Here is a 21,761-nt window from a genome sequence, read left to right as displayed (position 1 = left end):
TATGACGGAGGTTGCCGGGCACCCTCCCGCCAAGGCGAGGCGGACGAGGCGGGGAGGTTCGCGATGCACGGGCCTGTGACGGTCGGCTGGCTGCTGGTGGCGCTCTGCGCGGCGACGGGCGTCTCCTGCCTGCTGCGGACGAGAGGCGCGCCCCCGGCCCGGCGCGGCGCCGCGGGGAGCGAGGCCCTGATGGGGTTCGGGATGGCGGCGATGGCGCTGCCCGGCGCCGCCGCCGTGCCGCTGCCCCCTGTGGTCTTCGTGGTCCTCTTCGGCGCGGCGACGGCGTGGGAGCTGGTGCTCGCCCTGGACGCGCGGGGCGCCCGGCACGGCGCGGCGCACCATCTCCACCACACCGTCGGCTGCCTGGCCATGGTCTACATGGCGCTCGCGATGACGATGACACAGGCCCCGCACGGCTCCACCGGGCACCACGGCGGCATGGCGGCGAGCGCGGGCCTGCCGTTGCTGACGGGGGCGCTGCTCGCGTACTTCGGTGTGTACGTCCTGCGGGCGGGTGCGCGGCTGATGTCCCCGGGGGTGACGGCCGACGGCCTCGCGCTCGGCACCTCTGCGACGGGGCACACCGCGCGGGACCGCTCTGTACGGGAGACGGCCGTACGGGATCTGCCGGGGCTCGCGCTGGCGTGCAGGCTGGCCATGGGCACCGGAATGTTCGCCATGCTGCTGACCCTCTGACCTCTGACGTGCCACATGTGAGGCGTACGTCACTTCTGCGCGGCGAGACGTACCGCCGCGTAGCCAGGGGCTCATAGTGTGTCGCCCATGATGGTCCCCCTGGCGCTGCTCGTCCTGGCCGGGCTGGCCGCAGCCGTCGCACCCCGCGTGCTCGCCCGCTCCTCCTGGCCGGACCGTGAACCGGTGCTGGCGCTGTGGGCCTGGCAGTGCGTCGTCGCGGGCGTACTCCTGTGCTGCGTACTCGCCATGTCCCTGTCCGCCGCCGCCGCGTGGCAGGCCGTCCGGGGTCATGTGTTCGCGCCCGCGCCGCGCGGTGTGGTCGAGGCGTACGGGCTGGGCGCCTACGGGCCGTGGGCCGGATCGCTTGCCGTGCTGCTCGCCTGCGGCGGCGCGTGGACGGGCGCGATGCTGCTGCGCGAGGTGCGGGACGCGCGCGTACGGCGCCGTCAGCGCCGCGCCGAGCTGCGCGAGCGCTCACCCAGGCTGCCCGGCGAGGAGCCCTCGTCCGGCGATCCGCTGGTGGTGCTGGAGGGCGAGAAGCCGGACGCGTGGTGGCTGCCAGGCACGGCGCCCCAACTGGTCATCACGACGGCGGCCCTGCGACGGCTCAAGGGGCGCCAGTTGGACGCGATCCTGGAGCACGAGCAGGGGCACGCGAGGGCCCGTCACGACTGGCTGCTGCACTGCTCTTCGGCCCTCGCCGTCGGCTTCCCCCGGGTGCCGGTCTTCGCCGGTTTCCGCGATCAGGTGCACCGGCTCGTGGAGTTGGCGGCCGACGACGCGGCCTCGCGCCGCTACGGGCGGCTGACGATCGCCCTCGCGCTGGTGGAACTCAACGAGGACCGAGGGGTGTTCGGGCCCTGCCCCACTCCCCTGGCCCAGGTTCCCGACCGGGTGCACCGGCTGCTGACGCCCGCGCCCCGGCTGCCCGTCGCGAGCCGTCTGCGGATGACGGCGGTGGCCTCGCTCGTCCCCGTCGTCCCGCTGCTCGTCGCATTCGTGCCCGGCCTCTCCGCGCTGGGGTAGCCCCCAGGACGGTTCGTCTCCGCGCCGGGATGGCCCCCGGACCCGCGCATGCGTGAAGATCGGGCCATGCACGGTCACGGTCTCCCCCACGGTCTCTCCACGCGCCCGACGCCTTCCGGACGGCCGCCCGTCGCCCGGTACCTGTGGGCCACGCTGCCCTTCGGCGCGCTCTCGGCGCTGCTCATCGCCCTCGTGACGACGGGCTGGGCCCCCCTGCTGGAGGCCGACAGACGGGTCGCGGGCGAGCTGCACGAGTCGGCGCTCGCGCACCCCGGCTGGACGCGCGCCAACCGGATCCTCACGGACTGGGTGTGGGACCCGTGGACCATGCGGCTGCTGCTGGCGGTCGCCGTGCTCCGGCTGTGGTGGCGCTCGCACCGGACGCTGGCCGTGTGGGTCGCGGGGACGGCCGCCGTCGCCGCCGGTATCCAGCAGCTGCTCAAGGCGCTCATCGGCCGGGAGCGTCCCGAGTGGCAGCAACCCGTCGACACGGCGCACTACGCGGCCATGCCCTCGGGCCACGCGCTCTCCGCGGCGCTCGTGTGCGTGCTGCTCCTGTGGCTTCTGCACCGCGCCGCCGTGCGTCCGGGGCTGTGGCGCCTCGCGCTCCTGCTGGCCTGCGTCTCGATGGCGGGAGTCTCCTTCACCCGGGTCATGCTGGGCGTGCACTGGCTCACCGACGTCCTCGTCGGCTCCCTTCTGGGCATCGGCCTGGCGCTGGCCTCGGTCGCGGGCTGGCACGCGCTCGGGGCCCGCGCGCCCGGGCTCGCCGACGCGCACGCGCACCGACCGGACCGGGACGGGGGCGCTGCCGCATGACGGACGGAACCCTCGCGAGCGGAGTGCTGTTCGACTTCTCCGGGACGCTGCTGCGCGTCGAGCCCGTCGAACGGTGGCTGCGCGCCGTCCTGGACGCGCACGGTGTCCGTACGACACCCGAGGAGTTCGCCGCGCACGCGCAGGCGCTGACGGCGGCGGGCGCGCTGCCCGGCGGCCCCGCACCGCGCGCCGTGCCGCCCGAGCTGCGGCCCCTGTGGGACGAGCGCGACCGCACCGGGGAACTCCACCGCGCCGCCTACACCGGGCTCGCGCGCCAGGTACCGCTGCCCGGCCCACGGCTCCACGACGCGCTCTACGAGCGGCACATGTCCCCCGAGGCGTGGCAGCCCTACCCCGACACGGCCGAGGTGCTGCGCACGCTGGCGGAGCGCGGGGTGCCGGTGGCCGTCGTCAGCAACATCGGCTGGGACCTGCGGCCCGTGTTCCGGCACCACGGGCTCGACCGGTACGTCAGCGCCTACGTGCTGTCGTACGAGCACGGCGTCCAGAAGCCCGACGCGCGGCTCTTCCGCGCCGGGTGCGAGGAGCTGGGGCTCGACCCGGCGCGGGTGCTGATGGTCGGGGACGACGCGCGTGCCGACGGGGGCGCGGCGCGCATCGGCTGCGCGGTGCATCTGGTGCGTCATCTTCCGGTGGCGGAGCGGCCCGACGGACTGCGCCCCGTACTCGGCATGACGGCGGCCCTGGACCTGGACCTGGACGCGGACCTGACGTGACCCGCGCCGGGCGCCGGGTCCGGGACGCCCCCGGGCCCGGACCCGGAGCCTGGCCCGGCCTCGCTCAGGGCGTGGCCACGTCCGTGTGGATGGCCAGTTTGAACTGGGCGTGGGTGATCGGCGTCTTGATCTTCGCGTCACCGCTGCCGCGTGCCGAGATCTTCAGGCCGAGCGGGACGTCGGGGTGCACGAACATCTGCCACATGTACGCCTTGTACTGGCCGCCGCCCGTCTCGGCCGTGTCCGTCGTGGCCGTCGAGTCGTAGCTGCCGAGCGGGTCGCGCACGAAGCGCGCCCGGTACTCGTGCGGCGTGGAGTCCTTCGCCCACTGGACCATGGCCGAGAGCGTGCCCCAGCCTTCGTGGCTGGGGTGGATCAGCCCGGAGCGCGGGTCGGGGAAGACGGCGGGGTCACCGCCGCCCTTGGCCGGGTCGTGCATCTTCCACGGGTCGTAGGACTCGTCGTCGTAGGGGAACCTGACGAGGTAGTAGCCGTCCTCGTCGTACGAGATCTTCTGCGCCCCGGGACCCGACATGCTCTCGTCCCATATCAGCGAGACCACCGCCAGCGACATCGCGTTCTCCCCCTCGTGCTCGTGTCACGTCCGCGCCGCCGCCCGACGGCGACCGCGAGGGAGGGAACGTACCGCAGAGCGGGGTGCGCGAACAGCCGTCGCGGCCCTCCCGTACCGTTCCGGTTGCGTACGCGTCGACGCGGAACCCGTCAGACGATGTCCTCGCCCACCAGGTCCAGTTCGCGGTCCCCGCTCCCCCGCGTCGGCGTCGAGTACGCACTGCGGCCCGCCACCTTCCACCAGACCGTGGCCAGGAGCAGCACCACCGCGAGGGCGACGGGCGCGTAGTTGAAGGAGTTCGCGTTCACCGGGTTGGTCTGCGGGAGGCAGAACAGCACCGTCACGAACAGCACCCACGCCACCGCGATCCAGCCGACGGGCACGCCCCAGCGGCCGAGGTTCCACTTCCCCGGGCGGAAGCGGTCGCGGTTCCTGAGCCTGAGGTAGATGGGGATGGCGTAGGCGGGGGTGATCCCGATGACGTTGATGGCCGTGACGGCGCCGTACGCGGTGTCGCTGTAGAGCGACGGCAGGGTGAGCACCGCGGCGACCCCGACCGACAGCCACACCGCGCGCCCCGGCGTGCCCGTGACGGGGCTGACGCGGCGCCACTGCGCGGAGAAGGGAAGGGCGCCGTCGCGCGAGAAGGCGAAGACCATGCGGCTGGCGGCGGCGACCTCCGCGTTGCCGCAGAAGAGCTGCGCCACGATCACGATGAGGAGCAGCAGCTTGGCGCCCGTCAGACCGAGGCTGTCCAGGAAGATCTGGGCCGGTGGCACGCCCGTCGCGCTGTTCTGCGTGCCCGCGTAGTCCTGGATGGCGAAGGTGAGGCCCGCCAGCAGGAAGAAGCCCGCGACCCAGGACCAGCCGATGGCACGGACGATGCCGCGCGCGGCGCTCACCTCGGCGCCCGTCGTCTCCTCCGAAAGGTGCGCGCTGGCGTCGTAGCCGCAGAAGGTGTACTGCGCGAGCAGCAGGCCGATCATGACGACGTAGAGCGAGCTGGACCAGCCCGTGTCGTTGACGAACTCGCCGAAGACGAAGGACGGCGACTGGTGTTGGGAGGGCACCAGCGCCAGCACGCCCACGATCACGGAGACTCCGGCGATGTGCCACCACACGCTGATGGAGTTGAGGACGCTGACCAGCCGGACGCCGAAGAGGTTCAGCGCGGCGTGGAGCAGCAGGATGCAGAGGTAGATCGTCATGACGGTGCCCGGCGTGGGATCGATGCCCCACTGGAGGTTGAGCAGCGCGCTGGTGAACAGCGCGGCACCGTAGTCGATCCCCGCGATGGCACCGAGCAGGCCGAGGAGGTTGAGCCACCCCGTGTACCAGCCCCAGCGGCGGCCACCGAGCTGGTCGGCCATGTAGTAGAGGGCGCCGGAGGTGGGGTAGGCGCTGGTCACCTCGGCCAGTCCCGCGCCGACGAACATGACCATCAGGCCGACGACGACCCAGCCCCACATCATCACCGCCGGGCCGCCCGTGATGAGACCGAAGCCGTAGAGGGTCATGCAGCCGGAGAGCACCGAGATGACGGAGAAGCTGATGGCGAAGTTGCCGAACGGGCCCATGCGCCGGATGAGGACGGGCTGGTAGCCGAGGTCTCTCAGCTTGGCGTCGTCATCGATGGGCGCTGCCCGACGGGACTTGTGGCTCGGGGGCACCACAGACCTCCTGCGATGTTGCGTGAACGGTGACTCGGATGAGGGGTGCGGGGAGAGAGGGGGACGGGCCCGGGGGGCCGAGGGGAGCGGGGGCCCGGGGTCAGGCCGGGGCCGAGAGCGACTGGGCGCGGGCTCTGAGGAACTCCGCCCTCGCCGCCTCCGGGTCGTCCGGGTCGTCGCTCACGTAGCCCCAGGGCTGCTGGGTGAAGTACGGGCCCAGCGCGGTGAAGACGCGCCCGGCGTCGCGGTGCCAGTGGGCCGCCCAGGCCGCGTGCGCGAGGTAGTTGAGGTCCATGACGGACTGCTGGGCCGGGTCCGTGCGGGCGAACCAGCCGTGCAGCGCGTTGCGGGTGTCCAGGATGATGGGCTCGTGGGCCCAGCGCTGGCGCAGCCAGCGGTCCGCGCTCTGCGTCTCCACCTGACGGCGGAACTGCTCGGCGTACGCGTACAGCGGCAGCACCAGCAGCGGCGATCCGGCGGGCGCCCAGGAGGAGACCCAGCGCATGAAGTCGATGGCCGCCGCGTGCGATCCGTCGGCGCCGGCGGCGCACGCGTGGAGGAAGCGCAGCATGCGGTGGTGTGCCTCGCGGTTGTAGCGGTCGCGCTCGTAGACGCGGTAGAGCAGCCCCCACGGGCCTGGCGGCAGCATGGGCTCGGCCGCGTACTGGCGGTGTTCGGGGCGCACTTGGCGCTCGTCGGCCTGGGCCAGCGCGAGCAGGCAGACCCATGGCACAGGGTCGGTGGGCAGCAGCTCGGCGGCGCCGAGGCAGATCTCGCGCGCCTCAGCCTCCAACTGGGGCGCGCTCGGGTGGCGCTCGCGGTGTGCGCGCAGCGCCCGCTCGACGGCGACCCTGCCCCGCATCACCTGGCAGTTGGGATCGCGGGGCTCCTCCTCCAGCCACGCCTGCACCACCTGGGACCTGGCGGCGAAGACACCGAGCACCTGGGTGCGGGAGGTGCGCAGGGCCCAGTCGCTCCCCGTGCTCTCCAGCAGCGCCTTCATGCCCATCCAGCGGCCCACCCTGACCTCTTCCACCACCTGGCGGAGGGCCGCGTCGAAGCCGGACGGGCTGTAGACGGGGCGGAAGTTGTCGTGCCCGTTCCGTATCCCCCTGGGTGCCATCAGCGCCGCCGTACGTACCGCGGGCACGTGCGGACGGAGGTACGCGGCGGGGGCGGTGGTACGGCGTACGTTCTCACAACAGGTCCTCAACGGAAGGCGGGGCACGAGAGCCGGCCGCTCCAGCCCGGTGGTCAGTCCGGTGGTCAGTCCGGGCGGGCGGAAGCGCAAGCTCCAGGTGTCTGACGAAAACCTAACGCGCTGAGATCACCTGGTTCCAGAGGGACAGTTGATGTTATTGGATCGTCCCGGCTCTCCTCGGGGTGCTATGACGCCGCTTTTCGCTTCTGCGACGTTTCCGCCGTCGCGTGCCGCCGCTCCGACCGCCTCGAATCCCCCTCAGATCCGTCTCCGGTCAGCCCTTCAGCCGTCTCCGGCCGCCCTCCGGTCAGCCCTCCAGTCCGACGTGTACGGGTCCGCCGTCCGGGTCGTGGCCCGCGAGGAGCCGCCACGGCACCCGGAAGACCCGCCCCGGCGCGGCGGGCCACGGCGATCGGTGCCGGGCGAGTACGCGCCCGTCCTGGCGGGCCACCACACGGGGGAAACGCGCCGACTCCCCCGTCCACAGCAGCAGATGCCCGCGCGGCGGTGCCGGGTCGCCGGGCCGCAGAAGCCCCGGCGCCACCCAGCGGAAGGGCGCGTCCGCGAGCACGGGGACGCCCGTGTTGCCCGATGAAGCGTCACCGTCCCCGTCCCAGGGGCCGCCCTCGGCACCGGCGAGCCACTCCGTCACGCGGTCGGCGGCGTGCCTGCCGTCCAGGGCCGCGACATCGGCCGTGTCGACGGGGTGCAGCACATTCCCCGCCGCGAACACGCCGGGCCTGGAGGTGCGCAGCGCGGTGTCGACGAGCGGTCCCTTCGTCCCCGGGTCGAGGTCGAGCCCGGCCTCGCGGGCGAGTTCGTGGTCGGGGATCCAGTCGCCGGTGAGGACGAGGGTGTCGCAGTCGACGGTGCGGCGCGCGCCGCTCCCGGTGTGCTCGATCTCCACGGCGCTCAGCCGCCCGCGCCCGATGACGCGGGTGACGCGCGTGCGGGTGGCCACCGGCACCCGGAGCAGGGCGCGCCCGGCGAAGGTGAAGGCCCCGTAGGACTCGGGCGTCGGCTGGTGCGTGGTCATCAGGGCCGTGCGGCAGCCCGCCGCACGGAGGGTGAGCACGGCCGACCAGCCGACGGCCTCGGCGCCGACGACCACGGCGCGGTGTCCGGGGCGCCGCCCGTGGAGATGGACGAGATTCTGCAACTGGCCCGTGGTGTAGACGCCTTGGGGCCGGTCGCCCGGGATGAGCCGCGCGGCCCTGGGGCGTTCGCGTGCCCCGGTGGCGAGGATCACCGCGCGCCCCTCGGCCCGCAGCCGCCCCTCGGGGGTGGTGACCTCGAGGGTGCGCACGTCGCTCCAGCCGGTGACGGTGGCCTCCGTACGGATGCGGGCGCCCGCGCGCAGGGCGCGCTCGGCGAGCCCGCGCGCGTACGCCGGACCCGTCTGGAAGCGGCCGAGGTCGCGCATGCCGTAGCCGGGGTGGTCGCTGTGCCGGGGGATGCCGCCGGGCGAGGGCTCCCTGTCCAGCACGAGGACACGCCCCGGGCCCAGCCGCTCGGCGAGCCGCGCTGCGGCGGTGAGCCCTGCGGGGCCCGCGCCGACGATGACGACGTCGTGGCCGAGCGTCTCCGTTCCGTCAGCGGTGCGGGGGGCTTGGGGAGCGACGGAGTCGTGGGAGCCGCCGGGGTGGCGGTGCGGAGTGGTCATGCGGGTGCCTCCCCGGGTGCGGTGGCCGCCGGTTGGGGCGCGGGCGCGGCGCCATGGCCCCGTTCCCGTGACGGCGCGCCCTGTCCTTCGCGCCGCGCCGCGAGTCCGTCGTCGAGCAGCGCCTCCACTCTCGCGCCGCAGTAGAAGCCCTGGCAGCGCCCGTTCATGGCGCGGGTGCGGCGGCGCAGCCCGTCGGTCCCGGCGGGCGGCAGCGGCGAGGCGCAGGCGTCCCGGATCTCGCCCTCGGTCACCCGCTCGCAGAAGCAGACGACGCGCCCGTAGGCGCTGTCCCGCGCGATACGGGCCTGGTCCTGGTACGGGCGCACGCCCGCCTCCCCGATGTTCGGCATCCGGGGCGGTGCGGGCAGCCCGGTCCTGGGCTCGGTCCGGAGCCCGGCCGTGGTGAGCAGTTCGCGCACGTGCTCGGCGATGGCCATGGAGGCGCTGAGTCCGGTGGAGCGGATGCCGCCCGCGACGAGGTAGCGGCGCGCGGGGTCGGCCTCGATGAGGTAGTCGCCGTGGTCGATGGCGGCACGCAGACCCGCGTAGCTCGCCGTGACCTCCTCCTCCAGCAGTCGGGGCATGAGCCGCGCGCCCTTGGCGAGCAGGAAGTCGAACCCGGCCTCCGAGGTGCCGGTGGCCTCCGGGTCGTCCAGGTCCTGCGCGGTGGGCCCGAGCATCACGTTGCCGTAGATCGTGGGGCTGATCAGCACGCCCTTGCCCCGCGAGGAGGGCACGGGCAGCACGATGCTGTCGGCGAGGGGGCGCGCGAACTTGTCGTAGACGAGGAGTTCGCCTCTGCGCGGGGTCACCCGGAAGCGGCTGTGCCCGAAGAGGCGGTCCAGCTCGGCCGAGGCGAGCCCCGCCGCGTTGACGACCCAGCGTGCGGCGACCTCGCCGTGCGGGGTCCGCAGCACGGTGACCCCGGCCCCGCTGTCCGTCGCGCCGTCGTCCCCGTCCACGCCCGTCACCCGGTGCCCCAGCAGCACCCGGGCACCGCGCGACCGGGCCTCGGTCGCGAACGCGAGGGTCGTCGTCCAGGGGCAGATGATCGACTCGTCGGGGACGGTGAGCCCGCCGAGCACGCCCTCGCCGAGGGCGGGGAGACGGCGGTACACCTCCTCGGCGGTGACCTCCCGGCAGTGCGGGTAACCGTTCCTCTCCGCCTTCTCGCGGAGCGCGGGCAGCACGTCCAGCTCCTCCCGCGTCCAGGCCACGAGCAGTGCCCCGGTGCGTTCGACGGGGATGCCCGTCGCGCGCGCGTAGTCGGACAGCAGCGCGTAGCCGCGCCGCACCAGGCGGGATTCAAGGGTGCCGGGGGTGGCGTCGAAGCCGGTGTGGAGGATGGCGGTGTTGGCCTTGCTGGTGCCGTTGCCGACGTCGTCGTGCGCGTCGAGGAGCGCCACGCTCAGGTCGTGACCGCTCAGTTCGCGCGCGATGGCGCAGCCGACGACGCCCGCGCCGATGACGGCGACATCGTGGACGGCGGGGCCGGGCGGGTCCGGGGAGTCCTGCGCTCCCCCGGACCGTGACGTGCTGTGGGGGTTCATGGTGCTGCGGGTTCCTCCGGGGCGAGTGCGGCGGATGTGACGGCGTGCCGCCAGCGGGCGAGGTGTTCCACGGCGCGCTCAGCGGACCAGCGCGGTTCCACAGTGCTGCCAGGGGACCACGCGGGCACGGCCTCCTCCAGCGTCAGCCCCGGGTCCGTCGCGAGCCGCGCGAAGGCGACGGCGCCCAGCGCGGTGGCGTGCGCCGAGGGGTAGACGTCGACGGGGACCTGCGCGAGGTCCGCCTGCGCCTGCACCAGCGTGCGGCTGCGCGTCAGGCCGCCGTCCACGCGCAGCCGCCGCAGCGGCTCGCCCAGATCGCGTTCGACGAGCGTGGCCAGCTCGGCCACCTGCGCGGCGATCCCCTGGAGCACCGCGAGCACCAGGTGGCCGCGCCGCGTGGACAGGCTCATCCCGGTGAACGCGGCGGTGGCGTCGGGGCGCCACCAGGGCGCCGCGAGACCGGCGAGCGCCGGAACGCACAGCACCCCGGCGGCCTCGTCAGCGGCCACCTCGTCCAGCTCCGAGGGCGCCCCGACGAGGCCCAGGTCCTGGAGCCAGCGGACGGCAGAGGCGGCCGTGTAGACCTGCCCGTCGACGCAGTACGCGGTCTCCCCGCGCACCCGCCAGGCGACCGACGAGGTCAGTCCGGAGGCGGAACGCAGCGCCCGGGAGCCCGTGTTGGCCAGCAGGAAGGCGCCGGTGCCGTAGGTGCACTTGGCGGTGCCCGGGGTGAGGCAGCCCTCGGCGAGCAGCGCGGCCTGCTGGTCGACGGCGAGCCCGGCGACGGGCACGGGCGGGCCGAAGGCCGTCGTGGTGCCGACCGTCTCGTCGCAGTCGGCGAGCCGGGGCAGTTCGGCGGGGTCGAGGGCGAACAGGCCGGCCAGCCCGGGGTCCCAGTCGGCCGTGTCGAGACCGAGCAGCAGGGAGCGGCTGGCGGTGGACACGTCGGTGACGTAGGCGCCGGTGAGCCGGTGCAGCAGCCAGGTGTCGGTGGTGGTGACCACGCCTTCGCGGGTGACGTTCTCGCGCAGCCAGGTCATCTTGGGCGCGGAGAAGTACGGGTCGAGGACGAGCCCCGTACGCCGTGCGACCCACTCGCGGTCCGCCTCTCTGGCCCGGCAGACGTCCTCGGCGCGCCGGTCCTGCCAGACGACGGCGGGCGAGAGCGGCCGTCCGGTGCGCCGGTCCCAGGCCAGGACGGTCTCGCCCTGGTTGGCCAGCGCCACGGCGCCCAGGGTGGGGCGGCCCGCGCGCTCCAGGGCCGCGCGGCCCGCGTCGAGCACGGACTCCCACAGCGCCTCCGGGTCCTGCTCGACTCCCCCGCCTGGCAGGTACTCCGGGGTGACCGGCGCCTCGGCGACGGCGAGGATCTCGTCGTCGGGGCCCACCACCAGCGCCTTGGTCGCGGAGGTGCCCTGGTCGATGGCGAGGACGACGGTCACAGCGCGTCCGCCTCCACGCCGGGTTCGCTGGTCAGTTGCTCGCGGCGGGTGAACCAGACGACGGCGAAGACGACGGCGCCCAGGACGAGCGTGGCGAAGGCGTAGAGCTGCGCCTCGCGGAAGTCGCCGGGGATGGTGAAGACGCACAGTTCGACGACGAGCCACAGCACGGCCCCTGCGACGACGGGCTTCTCCCACTTTCCGAGCCGGAAGTCGTCCTCGCGCGGGGTGTACTTGCGGCGGGTGGCGATGAAGAGGGCGACGGTCCCGGCGTAGAGGATGGCGGGCATCAGCGTGCCCGCGCTGAGGAGTTGGGGCAGCGCGTCGGGGTTGGTGCCGAAGGCGGCGACGATGGCGACCGACGAGGCGGCGACGGTGGCGGTGGCCCAGGTGGGCCCTCCGGTGGGGCGGGGCACCCTGCTGAGCACGCCGGAGAAGGGCAGCCGTCCGTCGCGAGCCATGGCGTGCACCAGGCGGCTGTTGCTGACCATGATGACCAGCCCGCAGGCGAAGATCGCGACGCAGACGACGACCAGCATCGCGGAGGCCGCGACGTGTCCGAGCGTGCTCTCGATGATGTCGGCGACGGGGGCCGAGCTGTCGGTGAGCGCGGCGACCCGGTCACCGGCGCCGACGGTGATCACGATGAGGAAGAGCATGCCGATGGCGCCGCTGAGCAGGATGGCCCGCACCATGGCGCGGGGCACGACCTGCTTGGGGTTGTGGGTCTCCTCGGCGAGGTTGGCGGCGGACTCCCAGCCCACGAGGGTGAAGGCGCCCAGCAGCGCGGAGAGCATGAACGGGCCGAGGAAGGAGAAGTAGCCGGAGGCGGGCGCGGCCCCGTAGGAGCCGAGGTTGCCCCAGTCGCCCTCCCCCGTGAAGACGACGGCGCCCGCGATCAGCAGCGTCAGCCCGATCATGGCGATGACCTCGGCGCCGACGGCCATGTTGTTGACGCGGGTGGCGAGGGGCGTGGACCACATGATCAGCGTCATCTGGAGCAGCAGCACGACGATGGTGCCGACGGCGCCCGCCGTCGCCGTGTACTCGATGCCCAGCAGCGGGAAGAGGGCGACCTGCGTCAGCCCGTAGTCCACCGCGACGACCACGATGGCGAGGAACGCGAAGGAGACCCAGCCGAACCACCAGCCGAGCACGGGCGAGGCGAGGCGGCTGGCCCACTGGTAGCTGTACCCGGAGAGCGGGATGCGGCTGGCGAGCATGCCGTAGACGAGCGCGACCAGCGCGGTGCCGACGGTCACGACGGGCCAGGTCCAGATGCCCGCGGGGCCGCCGTAGCCGAGGACGGTGCCGTAGGTGGTGAAGAGCCCCGTGGTGATGGAGATGAAGGAGAAGGCGACGGCGAAGGACTCGAAGCGGCTGAGGGTGCGCGCGAACTGCCGCTGGTAGCCCGCGTGCCGGATGCTCGCCTCCGCCTCGGCGGAGCCGGGGTCGGGCGGCGGCTCGACGGCGGAAGCGGAGGCCGCGTCGGACGGCTCGGTCCGAGGTGCGGCGGCCTGGGGTGCGGCGGGCGGCTCGGGCGGGGTTCCGGCCTGACGGGGCTGCTGCTCCATCGGGGCTCCTTACCGGACGTGGGGAGGCGGGGAAGGGGACGGGAGGGAGACGTGGCGGGGACGGGGACGGGGACGGGGAACGTCATGGGGCGCTATCCGACGATGAGCACTCCCCCCGCCCGCTCCACCGCCGACCGGAGCCCCTTCGGCGGCGGCGCGTCGGTGATGACGCCGCCGAGTTCCCCGAGGCCGCACACCCGGTGGGGCGCGACGCGGCCGAACTTCGTCGCGTCCGCGAGCACATAGCTGGCCGCCGCGCCCGCGATGATCGCGCGCCGCGGGGCGATCTCGTCGAGGTGGAAGTCGGTGAGGCCGCGCTCCGCTTCGATGCCCCCGGAGCCGAGGAAGGCCACATCCGCGTTGATGTCCGCGAAGAACGCCCTGGCGCGCTCGCTGGAGCAGGCCAGGTCCCCGGCCCGCAGCCGCCCGCCGCTGACCAGCACCTCGACCCGTGGCCGTCCGGCGAGTTCGGCCGCTGCCAGCAGGGAGCAGGTGGCGACGGTGCCGTGGAAGTCGGCGGGGAGCGCCCTGGCGACCTCCAGGGCCGTGGTGCCGATGTCGATGACCACGGTCTGCCCTGGCCGTACGAGACCGGCGGCGGCGGCGCCGATGGCCTCCTTCGCCGCGCGCGCCGTGTCCAGGCGCTCCTCGAAGGACGCCTCCTCGCCCGAGGCCGGGGGCGGTCCGGTGGCGCCGCCGTGCACCCGTACGAGGACGCCCTGACTCTCCAGGGTCACCAGGTCCCGGCGGACGGTCTCGGGCGAGACCTCCAGGCTGCGGGCCAACTCCTCGGTGGAGACGACGCGTTGTCGCGCGAGGGTGAGCCGGATGCGGCGATGACGCTCAGCGGGGAGCACCGTTGACCGTTTCCGTGGACTCTTCTGCGCGCATGTGGAAAATCTTGTCGACGGGCCGCGCACGGCGTCAAGAGATCAGGGCGCGAAGGGAGTTACGGATGTGTTGCGGCCCGCGCGATTGGTCCGCCATCGGCCCTCATATGCGCACACCGCCGACGGGACCCCCGTACCCGTCGGCGGTGTGCTCCCGCGTTCAGCGGGCCCGGCGGCTCCGTGGTCACCAGCGGACGGGGAGCGTGCGCAGCCCGCGCAGCAGGCTGGGCCGCCACTCGGGCGCCGGGGCCTCCTCGTCGGCGGCGAGGCGGGGGAAGCGCTCCAGCAGCGCGGGCAGCGCGACGGAGGCTTCGAGGCGGGCGAGCGGGGCGCCGAGGCAGTGGTGGATGCCGTGGCTGAAGGCGAGGTGGGCGCGGTTCGCCGCCGGGTCGCGGTGGATGTCGAAGCGGTCGGGGTCTTCGAAGCGCTCCGGGTCGCGGTTGGCCGCCGCCAGGCAGAGCACGACGCGTTCGCCGCGCGGCAGCGGCGTGCCCGCGAGGGTCAGCGGCTCCGACGTGTAGCGGTAGGCGGCGATCTGCGACGTGGGCTCGTAACGCAGCGCCTCCTCGACCAGGCCCTCCATCAGCGCCGCCCGTGCGCGCAGTGCGGCGAGCTGGTCCGGGTGGCGCAGCAGCAGGTGGACGGCGCTGGAGAGGAGGTTGGCCGTCGTCTCGTGCCCGGCGACGAGCAGCAGGAAGGCCATGCCCAGGAGTTCGTCGGGGGTGAGGCGGTCGCCGTCCTCGTCGTGGGCGCGGACGAGTGCGTGCAGCAGGTCGGCGTCCTCGCCCGGCTCGGCGCGCCGCTTCTCCTCGATCAGCCCGGTGAGGTAGCCGCTCATGGCCACGGCTGCCGCCGCCGCTGCCTCCTGGTCGTGGAAGGCGACGATGTCCCGCGACCAGGCGCGGAACGCGTCGCGGTCCGGCGCGGGCACGCCGAGGAGTTCGCAGATGACGGTGATCGGCAGCGGGTACGCGTAGGCGTCGACGAGGTCGGCGCGGCCCGCCGGTTCCATGGCGTCGAGGAGGTCGGCGGCGACGCGCGCGATGCGCGGGCGCAGGCCCTCGATGCGGCGCGCGGTGAACTGGCGGGAGACGAGGGTGCGCAGGCGCGTGTGGTCGGGCGGGTCGACCTGGAGCATGTTGCGGCCGATGGCGTGACCGCCGTCGCTGTCGAACTCGGCGGAGTGCCGGATGTCGTTGCGCAGCCTGGGGTCGGCGAGCGCGGCGCGGACGGCGTCGTGTCCGAAGACCATCCAGACCGCTTCCCCGCCGGGCATCAGCACGCGCTGGACCGGGCCCTGGGCACGCAGGGCCCGGTAGACGGGATAGGGGTCGGCGAAGAAGCCGTCGGTGCCTGTGGTGAGCGGGGTGATCCGGTCGGTGCGCATGGCGGGCTCCTGAGAAAGCGGGCAAGCGAGCGAGGACAAGCGGGGAGAGGTCCCCGTTTTGCCGTCACGGCGGAGCCTAACAAGAAGTGGGGAGCAGTCCACACTTTCACGGCGGGCGGCGCTTCGCCGATCCCTCCGTGAACGGTCTTGACGGGAGGGACGAACAGCGCGTCACTGGACGCTAAGCGGAAGCATTTCGGCCGGATCCGGGCGTGCACCGCCGGGCAGCCGAACCGCCCGGCGTACGCGCCGCGCACGGAGACGAACGGGAACGGGCCGTCGGCGACGAAGGAGCGCGGGGGCCGTGACGACGGGAAACGCCGGGCCGGGGCCACGAGAAGTGACCGGTATGGGCGATCCCCCGCGTCGCCCATACCGGCGGCCCGCACCGGGCGCCGCGACAAAGAGGCGCGCGCCCGAAATCATGCTGAGTACAGTGGCGCTGAGTATATTGGCTGCGAGCCAGTCAACGCAGGAGTTACAGCATGTCCCCTCGGAGCGCATCGGTCAATGAAGAGTTGCGCCGACGCTCGCGCGAACGCCTGCTCCAGGCGACCGTCGATCTCGTCGGTGAGCGCGGCTACGAAGCGACCACGCTCGGGGACATCGCCGACCGCGCGGGCTCGGCGCGCGGCCTGATCTCGTACTACTTCCCCGGCAAGCGCCACCTCTTCCAGTCCTCCGTGCACCGGCTGATGCACCTCACCCTGGACGAGGCTCTGGAGCGCCCACCGCAGCCCGAAGGGGCCCAGGCGGGACGGGAGTCGCTGGCCCGCGCCATCGACGCGATCCTGGGCCTGGCCCGCGACCGCCCCGTCCTGATGCGTGCCCATATGGCCGGGATCCTCCAGCAGGAGGGGTTCGTCCAGTGCGACGAACAGCAGCGCCTCGCCCACCTCCTGCACCGCACGGTGCGCCGCTTCGGCTCCCCCGACCCGGACACCGACTACCCGCTGCTGCGCGCCCTGCTGATGGGCGCCGTGGTGGCTGTGCTGCTGCCCGGCGCTCCGATGCCGATCGCGCGGCTGCGGGCCGAACTGTTCGCGCGCTACGGGCTGGACTGGGAGCTGGGCGTCCCGCCGGAGGAGACTCCGCCCGGCGGGACGCGGCAGTTGCCGGAACGCGTGACGGCGTCACCGGCACCGGGTCCGGGCCCGAGTCCGGGCCCGGCGCCGGGTCCGCTGTCCGAGGGCGTGCCCGAGAGGCTGCCCGGCCAGCGGTAGGCCCGGTCCGCTCAGCAGTCAGCGGCAGGCCCGGTCGGCGTGGGTCCCGGTCCGGTCAGCGGTAGGACGGCTGGGTCTGGACGTTCAGCTCGTCCAGGCGTACGCGCTTGGCGCCGTCGGTGCGCTTGTCGTCGAGGCGCAGGACGTCGAAGCCCTTGGCCATGTCGTTCGCGTAGATGTGGCCGTTGTAGTAGTACGCGGACCAGGCGCCGCCGGTCTTGAGAGTGGTGTCGGACAGGGGCCCGCGCTCGAAGTAGGCGATCTCCTTGGGCTTGGCCGAGTTGGTGAAGTCCCACACCGAGACGCCGCCCTGATACCACGCCTGGACCATGATGTCGCGGCCCTTGACCGGGATCAGCGAGCCGTTGTGGGCCACGCAGTTCTCGGTCTCCGCCTGGTGACGGGGGATCTTGTAGTAGGCGCGGAAGGCGAGTTCGCTGCGGTCGCCCTTGCCCTTGATGTCGTAGATGCCGTCGGCGCCCTTCTGGTCACCGGTCTTGGCGTCGCAGGTGGCGGCACCGCCACCGCCCAGTTCGTCGGTGAAGACGACCTTGTCGCCGCGCTGGCTGAAGGTGGCCGAGTGCCAGAAGGCGAAGTTCTCGGTGTCACGGACCCGGTCGATGACGCGCGGCTCCTCGGGGTCCTCGATGTCCAGCAGGATGCCGTCGCCCATGCAGGCACCCGCGGCGATCTTCTTCTCCGGGAACGCGGTGATGTCGTGGCAGCCGGTGGTCTTGCTGTTGCCGGGCTTGGCCGGATCACCGTCGTAGCCCCCGTCGGGGAACAGCACGGGGAAGTCCACGACCGCCGCCTTGGCGGGCGACTTGCGCGGCACCTCGATGACGGAGATGCCGTCGTGGGGCGGCCGGCAGTCGGGGAAGGTCTCGCTCGGGGAGTACGAGGAGACGTAGACGTAGACGCTCTTGCGCTCGGGCACCAGGGTGTGGGTGTGCGAGCCGCAGGCCGTCTCGACGGCGGCGACATAGGCGGGGTTCCGCTTGTCGCTGATGTCGAAGATCTTCATGCCCTCCCAGGAGTCCTTCTCCGTCGCGGGCTGCGTCGTACTCGCGCAGGAGTCGTCACTCCGGGAGGAGTCGGTGGAGAGGAACAGCAGGTTGCCGGAGACCGATATGTCGTTCTGCGAGCCCGGGCAGAGCACCTGGCTGACGACCTTGGGCGACGCGGGACGGCTGATGTCGTAGACGGTGAACCCGTCGTAGTTGCCCGCGAAGGCGTACTTCCCCTGGAAGGCCAGGTCCGAGTTGGTGCCCTGGAGCGCGCCCTTGGGGAGGTTCTTCAGATGAGTGATGTTGTCGCTGTGGACGACCTCGTCCACACCGGGGACCTCGCCGCTCCTGATCGCGGCCTCGGTCTCGGCCCTGTCCCGCTCGGTCACCCGCTCCCGCTGTTGCGGGGAATCACCCGGGTCGGGAATGGCAGCCGCCGGAGAGGCGGCGAAGAGCGCGGCGAGCAATCCGAGGACGGCCACTCCCGTACCGAACCGTCCGCGTCCTGCGTAGGGTCTGTGCGACGACACTGCGTACCTCCTTGATCCGCCGGTCACCGTTCATGGTTGGACGGTGCACGGATGCGGGAAGTATGACGCTCAACATGAACATAACAACAGAGCGCTCCTGGAGGACCGCGTGACCGAAGGCCCTGGACCGCGCCCCGGAGGCCGCGGAGGACGCGGCGGCCACGGGGAGAGACCCCGCGCCGCCGCCAGGACCGGCGGTGGCACCCGGCCCCGGCTCCCGCTCCGGTTCCGGCCCCGGCGCGGCGCGAAGACGCTCGGCGCCGCCCTCCTGACGCTGGCCCTCGCCCTGGCGCTCCCCGCCCTCGCCGCCTGCGACAGCGGACAGGAGCGCGAAGGCGCGGAGGGCGCGGGGAACCGCGGTGAGCAGTCCGTCGTCGCGCCGGGCAGGCCCGGCGAGAAGGCGAAAACGCTCTCCCCCGACGAGGCGAAGCAGGCGGGCGGCGCGGAGACCGAGCCCAACACCGCCGACTTCCGCTACGTCCGCGACATGATCGCGCACCACCAGCAGGCACTGACCATGACGCGCCTGGCCGACGAACACGCAGAGGCGAAGAAGGTGCGCCGCCTCGCCGAACGTGTGGCGGCCTCCCAGGAACCCGAGATCGGCGCCATGCGCGGCTGGCTGAAGGTCAACGGGGACGACGGCGGCGACGGCGACCAGCACAGCGACCGCCAGGGCCACGCCCACGGCCACGATCACGCGAAGATGCCCGGCATGGCGACCGAGGCCCAGCTCGACCGCCTGCGCGCGGCACGGGGCGACGACTTCGACGCCCTGTTCCTCTCCCTGATGACCGCCCACCATGAGGGCGCGGTCACGATGGCCACCGATCTGCTGTCGGCGGGCAACGACGTGCGCGTGGAGGAGATGGCGACCGACGTCGTCGCCCAGCAGAAGGCCGAGATCGAGCGGATGCGCAAGCTGCGCTGAGCTTGCGCGCGAGCCCGCTCGACGCGGGGCGCGTGTGGCCGTCGAGAGGTACGGGGCACAAGGGGAAGGGTGCGTTCCCGTGGGCCGCGCGGGCACTCCCGTCCGCCGCCGTGCGGTGCGATGCTGGAATCCCGGCGGAAGGAACACTGCCGTGTCCACAGTGCCCCCGGAACCCCGCAGGACCGACACGCCTCCCGGCACGCTCCGCGTCGCCGTCGTCGGCTCGGGCCCCAGCGGCGTCTACACCGCGCAGGGCCTGGCGGCGCGGGAGGAGGGCCCGCCGGTCGCGGTGGACGTGCTGGACCGGCTCCCCTGTCCGTACGGCCTCGTGCGCTACGGCGTGGCGCCGGACCACGAGAAGATCAAGTCCCTCCAGAACAACCTGCGCACGGTGCTGGAGCACCCCCGGGTGCGGTTCCTCGGCAACGTCGAGGTAGGCTCGCGTGACCACCTGTGCCCGGCGGAGCTGTTGCGGATGTACCACGCGGTGGTCTACTGCGTCGGCGCCGCCACCGACCGGCACCTCGGCATCCCCGGCGAGGAGCTGGCCGGCAGCCACTCGGCGACGGAGTTCGTCTCCTGGTACAGCGCGCACCCGGACTCGCCGCCGGACGCCTTCCTGCTCCCCGTCAGCTCGGCCGTGGTCATCGGCGTGGGCAACGTCGCCGTCGACGTCACCCGCGTACTGGCCCGCGCGGCGGACGAGCTGCGCCCCACCGACATGCCCGAGGGCGCCCTGCGCAGCCTGACCGCGAGCACCCTGGCGCGGGTGTCCATGGTCGGGCGGCGCGGCCCCTCGCAGGCCAAGTTCACCACCAAGGAGCTGCGCGAACTGGGCGCCCTGGCGGGCACGGAGGTCCGCGTCCGCGCCGACGAGCTGTCCCCCGACCCGTACTTCGCCGACCCGGCCCCGCTGCCCGCCGCCGCGCGGCGCAATCTCGCGGTGCTGCGCGAGTGGTCCGGGCGGCGGCCGGAGGCGCGGGGGCGCGGCGGGACGCGCGCGATCGAGCTGCGCTTCTATCTGCGCCCCGTGGAGATCCTGGGCGACGCCTCGGGAGCCGTAAGGGCCGTGCGCTTCGAGCGGACGGTGCCGGACGGCTCGGGCGGCGTACGGGGCACGGGCACGCTGGAGGACATCGAGGCCCAGCTCGTGCTGCGCTCCGTCGGCTACCGGGGCGTGCCGCTCCCGGGGCTCCCGTTCGACGCGGCGACGGGGACGGTGCCGCACACCGGGGGCCGGGTGCTGCGCGAGGGCGCCGTCTCGCCCGGCGAGTACGTGGCGGGGTGGATCAAGCGCGGCCCGACGGGCGTGATCGGCACCAACCGTCCCTGCGCCAAGGAGACGGTCACCTCGCTGCTGGCCGACGCCGGGGAACTGCTGCGTGCGACGGGGCCCAGGGAGACCGACCCCCTGGAGGTGCTGCGGCGCCTGGGCGAGGACCCGGTCGAGTGGGCGGGCTGGCACGGCATCGAGGAGGCCGAGGCGGCGCTGGGGCGCGGCCTGTCCCGTTCCACCGTCAAGATCCCCGACTGGGAGGGGCTGCTGACGGCGGCGCACGGACACGGGCACGCCCGCTGAGCTGCGCGGACGCCGCGCCGGGGGCGATTGTCAGTGGCGAGGGGCAGACTTTGCCGTACCTCAGACAAAGGCGTCCCGGAGGCGGTGTCAGACATGACCGAGATCCTGCTCGCGGTAGGCACGAGAAAAGGGCTGTTCCTCGCTCGGAGGGCGGCCGGTGACCGGCACAAGGAGGGCTGGGAATTCGACGGGCCCCATTTCAACGCCCAGGCGGTCTATTCGGTCGGTATCGACCGTCGGCGCCCGGGCGGCCCGAGGCTCCTCGTCGGCGGGGACAGCGCGCACTGGGGCCCGTCGGTCTTCCACTCCGACGACCTCGGCGCCACCTGGACCGAGCCGAAACAGGCCCCGGTGAAGTTCCCCCAGGACACGGGCACCTCACTGGAACGCGTCTGGCAGCTCCAGCCGGGCGGCGAGTCCGAGCCCGATGTGGTGTACGCGGGCACGGAGCCAGGCGCCCTCTTCGTCTCGCGGGACGGGGGCGAGAGCTTCACGCTCGTCAGAGAACTGTGGGACCACCCCACCCGCAAGGACTGGGTGCCGGGCGGCGGCGGGCTCGGGCTGCACACGATCCTGGTCGATCCCCGTGACGCGCGCGCGGTGACGGTGGCCGTCTCCACGGGCGGCGCGTACCGCACGGCGGACGGCGGCGCGAGCTGGGAGCCCTGCAACCGAGGGGTGCAGGCGGCCTTCCTGCCCGAGAGCCAGCGCTTCCCCGAGTACGGGCAGTGCGTCCACAAGGTCGCGCGGGACGCGGCCGATCCGGACCGCCTCTATCTCCAGAACCACTGGGGCGTGTACCGCAGTGACGACGGCGGCACCGCCTGGGAGTCGGTGGGCGACAGCCTCCCCTCCGATTTCGGCTTCCCCGTGGCCGCGCACCCGCACCGTGGCGGAGTGGCGTACATCTTCCCGCTCAACGCGGACATCGACCGCGTGCCGGCCGAGCACCAGTGCCGGGTCCACCGCACCGAGGACGCGGGCGCGAGCTGGCAGCCGCTCGCCACAGGGCTCCCCGAGTCCGCGCACTACGGCCCGGTGCTGCGTGACGCCCTGTGCACGGACGACGCGGACCCGGCCGGAATCTATTTCGGCAACCGCAACGGCGAGGTCTTCGCCAGCGCGGACGAGGGCGACAGCTGGCGGCAACTGGCCGGGCACCTGCCGGACGTGCTGTGCGTCAGAGCGGCGGTGATCGGCTGAGGTGACGGCCGGGCCTGACGGGTGCGCGCCGGGGGCACCCGGACCCCGGTCCATCGCCC

Annotated in this window: 18 protein-coding genes; 8 read left to right on the top strand and 10 right to left on the bottom strand. The window is 73.3% G+C overall.

The window, feature by feature from the left end:
• The first annotated feature begins 63 nt into the window (after positions 1 to 63).
• The 4 genes from ACWGJ2_RS25680 (at position 64) to ACWGJ2_RS25665 (ending at position 3,278) form a co-directional block, all read left to right on the top strand.
• On the top strand, positions 64 to 696 hold the full coding sequence (locus tag ACWGJ2_RS25680; protein WP_453348581.1) for a DUF5134 domain-containing protein: 633 nt from the start codon (positions 64 to 66) through the stop codon (positions 694 to 696).
• 87 nt (positions 697 to 783) lie between these two features.
• Complete coding sequence (locus ACWGJ2_RS25675; protein WP_453348580.1) at positions 784 to 1,722, top strand: M56 family metallopeptidase; 939 nt, start codon at positions 784 to 786, stop codon at positions 1,720 to 1,722.
• Positions 1,723 to 1,788: 66 nt separating this feature from the next.
• Positions 1,789 to 2,541 (top strand): phosphatase PAP2 family protein, encoded by a 753-nt coding sequence (locus ACWGJ2_RS25670; protein ID WP_453348579.1) that lies wholly within the window; start codon positions 1,789 to 1,791, stop codon positions 2,539 to 2,541.
• Complete coding sequence (locus ACWGJ2_RS25665) at positions 2,538 to 3,278, top strand: HAD family hydrolase (protein WP_453348578.1); 741 nt, start codon at positions 2,538 to 2,540, stop codon at positions 3,276 to 3,278. Before ACWGJ2_RS25670 ends, ACWGJ2_RS25665 begins: the two co-directional genes overlap by 4 nt.
• A 64-nt stretch (positions 3,279 to 3,342) precedes the next feature.
• On the opposite strand, the gene ACWGJ2_RS25660 is transcribed toward ACWGJ2_RS25665, so the two are convergent.
• The 9 genes from ACWGJ2_RS25660 to ACWGJ2_RS25620 form a co-directional block, all read right to left on the bottom strand.
• Positions 3,343 to 3,852: a hypothetical protein gene (locus ACWGJ2_RS25660; protein ID WP_453348577.1), complete on the bottom strand. Its 510-nt coding sequence runs from the start codon at positions 3,850 to 3,852 to the stop codon at positions 3,343 to 3,345.
• 149 nt (positions 3,853 to 4,001) lie between these two features.
• A complete protein-coding gene (locus ACWGJ2_RS25655; protein ID WP_453348576.1) occupies positions 4,002 to 5,522 on the bottom strand; it encodes an amino acid permease in 1,521 nt (506 codons plus the stop codon).
• Positions 5,523 to 5,622: 100 nt separating this feature from the next.
• A complete protein-coding gene (locus ACWGJ2_RS25650) occupies positions 5,623 to 6,672 on the bottom strand; it encodes a hypothetical protein (protein ID WP_453348575.1) in 1,050 nt (349 codons plus the stop codon).
• Between the two features lie 358 nt (positions 6,673 to 7,030).
• Positions 7,031 to 8,386, bottom strand: a complete 1,356-nt coding sequence (locus ACWGJ2_RS25645; protein WP_453348574.1) for an NAD(P)/FAD-dependent oxidoreductase — start codon at positions 8,384 to 8,386, stop codon at positions 7,031 to 7,033.
• Positions 8,383 to 9,936: an FAD-dependent oxidoreductase gene (locus ACWGJ2_RS25640; RefSeq protein ID WP_453348573.1), complete on the bottom strand. Its 1,554-nt coding sequence runs from the start codon at positions 9,934 to 9,936 to the stop codon at positions 8,383 to 8,385. The genes ACWGJ2_RS25645 and ACWGJ2_RS25640 overlap by 4 nt, the downstream gene beginning before the upstream one ends.
• Complete coding sequence (locus ACWGJ2_RS25635; protein WP_453348572.1) at positions 9,933 to 11,378, bottom strand: FGGY family carbohydrate kinase; 1,446 nt, start codon at positions 11,376 to 11,378, stop codon at positions 9,933 to 9,935. The genes ACWGJ2_RS25640 and ACWGJ2_RS25635 overlap by 4 nt, the downstream gene beginning before the upstream one ends.
• Positions 11,375 to 12,952: an amino acid permease gene (locus ACWGJ2_RS25630; RefSeq protein WP_453348571.1), complete on the bottom strand. Its 1,578-nt coding sequence runs from the start codon at positions 12,950 to 12,952 to the stop codon at positions 11,375 to 11,377. The genes ACWGJ2_RS25635 and ACWGJ2_RS25630 overlap by 4 nt, the downstream gene beginning before the upstream one ends.
• A gap of 92 nt (positions 12,953 to 13,044) precedes the next feature.
• On the bottom strand, positions 13,045 to 13,809 hold the full coding sequence (locus tag ACWGJ2_RS25625; RefSeq protein WP_453348570.1) for a DeoR/GlpR family DNA-binding transcription regulator: 765 nt from the start codon (positions 13,807 to 13,809) through the stop codon (positions 13,045 to 13,047).
• Between the two features lie 217 nt (positions 13,810 to 14,026).
• Complete coding sequence (locus ACWGJ2_RS25620; RefSeq protein ID WP_453348569.1) at positions 14,027 to 15,229, bottom strand: cytochrome P450 family protein; 1,203 nt, start codon at positions 15,227 to 15,229, stop codon at positions 14,027 to 14,029.
• 485 nt (positions 15,230 to 15,714) lie between these two features.
• On the opposite strand from ACWGJ2_RS25620, the gene ACWGJ2_RS25615 reads away from it, so the two are divergent.
• A complete protein-coding gene (locus tag ACWGJ2_RS25615; RefSeq protein ID WP_453348568.1) occupies positions 15,715 to 16,452 on the top strand; it encodes a TetR/AcrR family transcriptional regulator in 738 nt (245 codons plus the stop codon).
• 55 nt (positions 16,453 to 16,507) lie between these two features.
• Here ACWGJ2_RS25615 and ACWGJ2_RS25610 read toward each other — a convergent pair whose 3' ends face one another.
• Positions 16,508 to 17,989, bottom strand: a complete 1,482-nt coding sequence (locus tag ACWGJ2_RS25610; protein WP_453348567.1) for an LVIVD repeat-containing protein — start codon at positions 17,987 to 17,989, stop codon at positions 16,508 to 16,510.
• Between the two features lie 109 nt (positions 17,990 to 18,098).
• Here ACWGJ2_RS25610 and ACWGJ2_RS25605 point away from each other — a divergent pair, with 109 nt between their 5' ends.
• The 3 genes from ACWGJ2_RS25605 to ACWGJ2_RS25595 all read left to right on the top strand — a co-directional run bounded on the left by ACWGJ2_RS25605 (position 18,099) and on the right by ACWGJ2_RS25595 (position 21,702).
• Positions 18,099 to 18,920: a DUF305 domain-containing protein gene (locus tag ACWGJ2_RS25605; RefSeq protein ID WP_453348566.1), complete on the top strand. Its 822-nt coding sequence runs from the start codon at positions 18,099 to 18,101 to the stop codon at positions 18,918 to 18,920.
• A 160-nt stretch (positions 18,921 to 19,080) separates the two neighbouring features.
• Positions 19,081 to 20,499: an FAD-dependent oxidoreductase gene (locus ACWGJ2_RS25600; RefSeq protein ID WP_453348632.1), complete on the top strand. Its 1,419-nt coding sequence runs from the start codon at positions 19,081 to 19,083 to the stop codon at positions 20,497 to 20,499.
• Between the two features lie 93 nt (positions 20,500 to 20,592).
• Positions 20,593 to 21,702 carry a WD40/YVTN/BNR-like repeat-containing protein gene (locus ACWGJ2_RS25595; protein ID WP_453348565.1) on the top strand — a complete coding sequence of 370 codons (1,110 nt, stop codon included), beginning with the start codon at positions 20,593 to 20,595 and terminating at the stop codon, positions 21,700 to 21,702.
• Positions 21,703 to 21,761: the final 59 nt, after the last annotated feature.

The sequence above is a fragment of the Streptomyces sp. NPDC054796 genome (genome assembly GCF_053611545.1).
The sequence above is the reverse complement of the archived record's forward strand: the minus strand, read 5'-3'. Positions and strand labels throughout refer to the sequence as shown.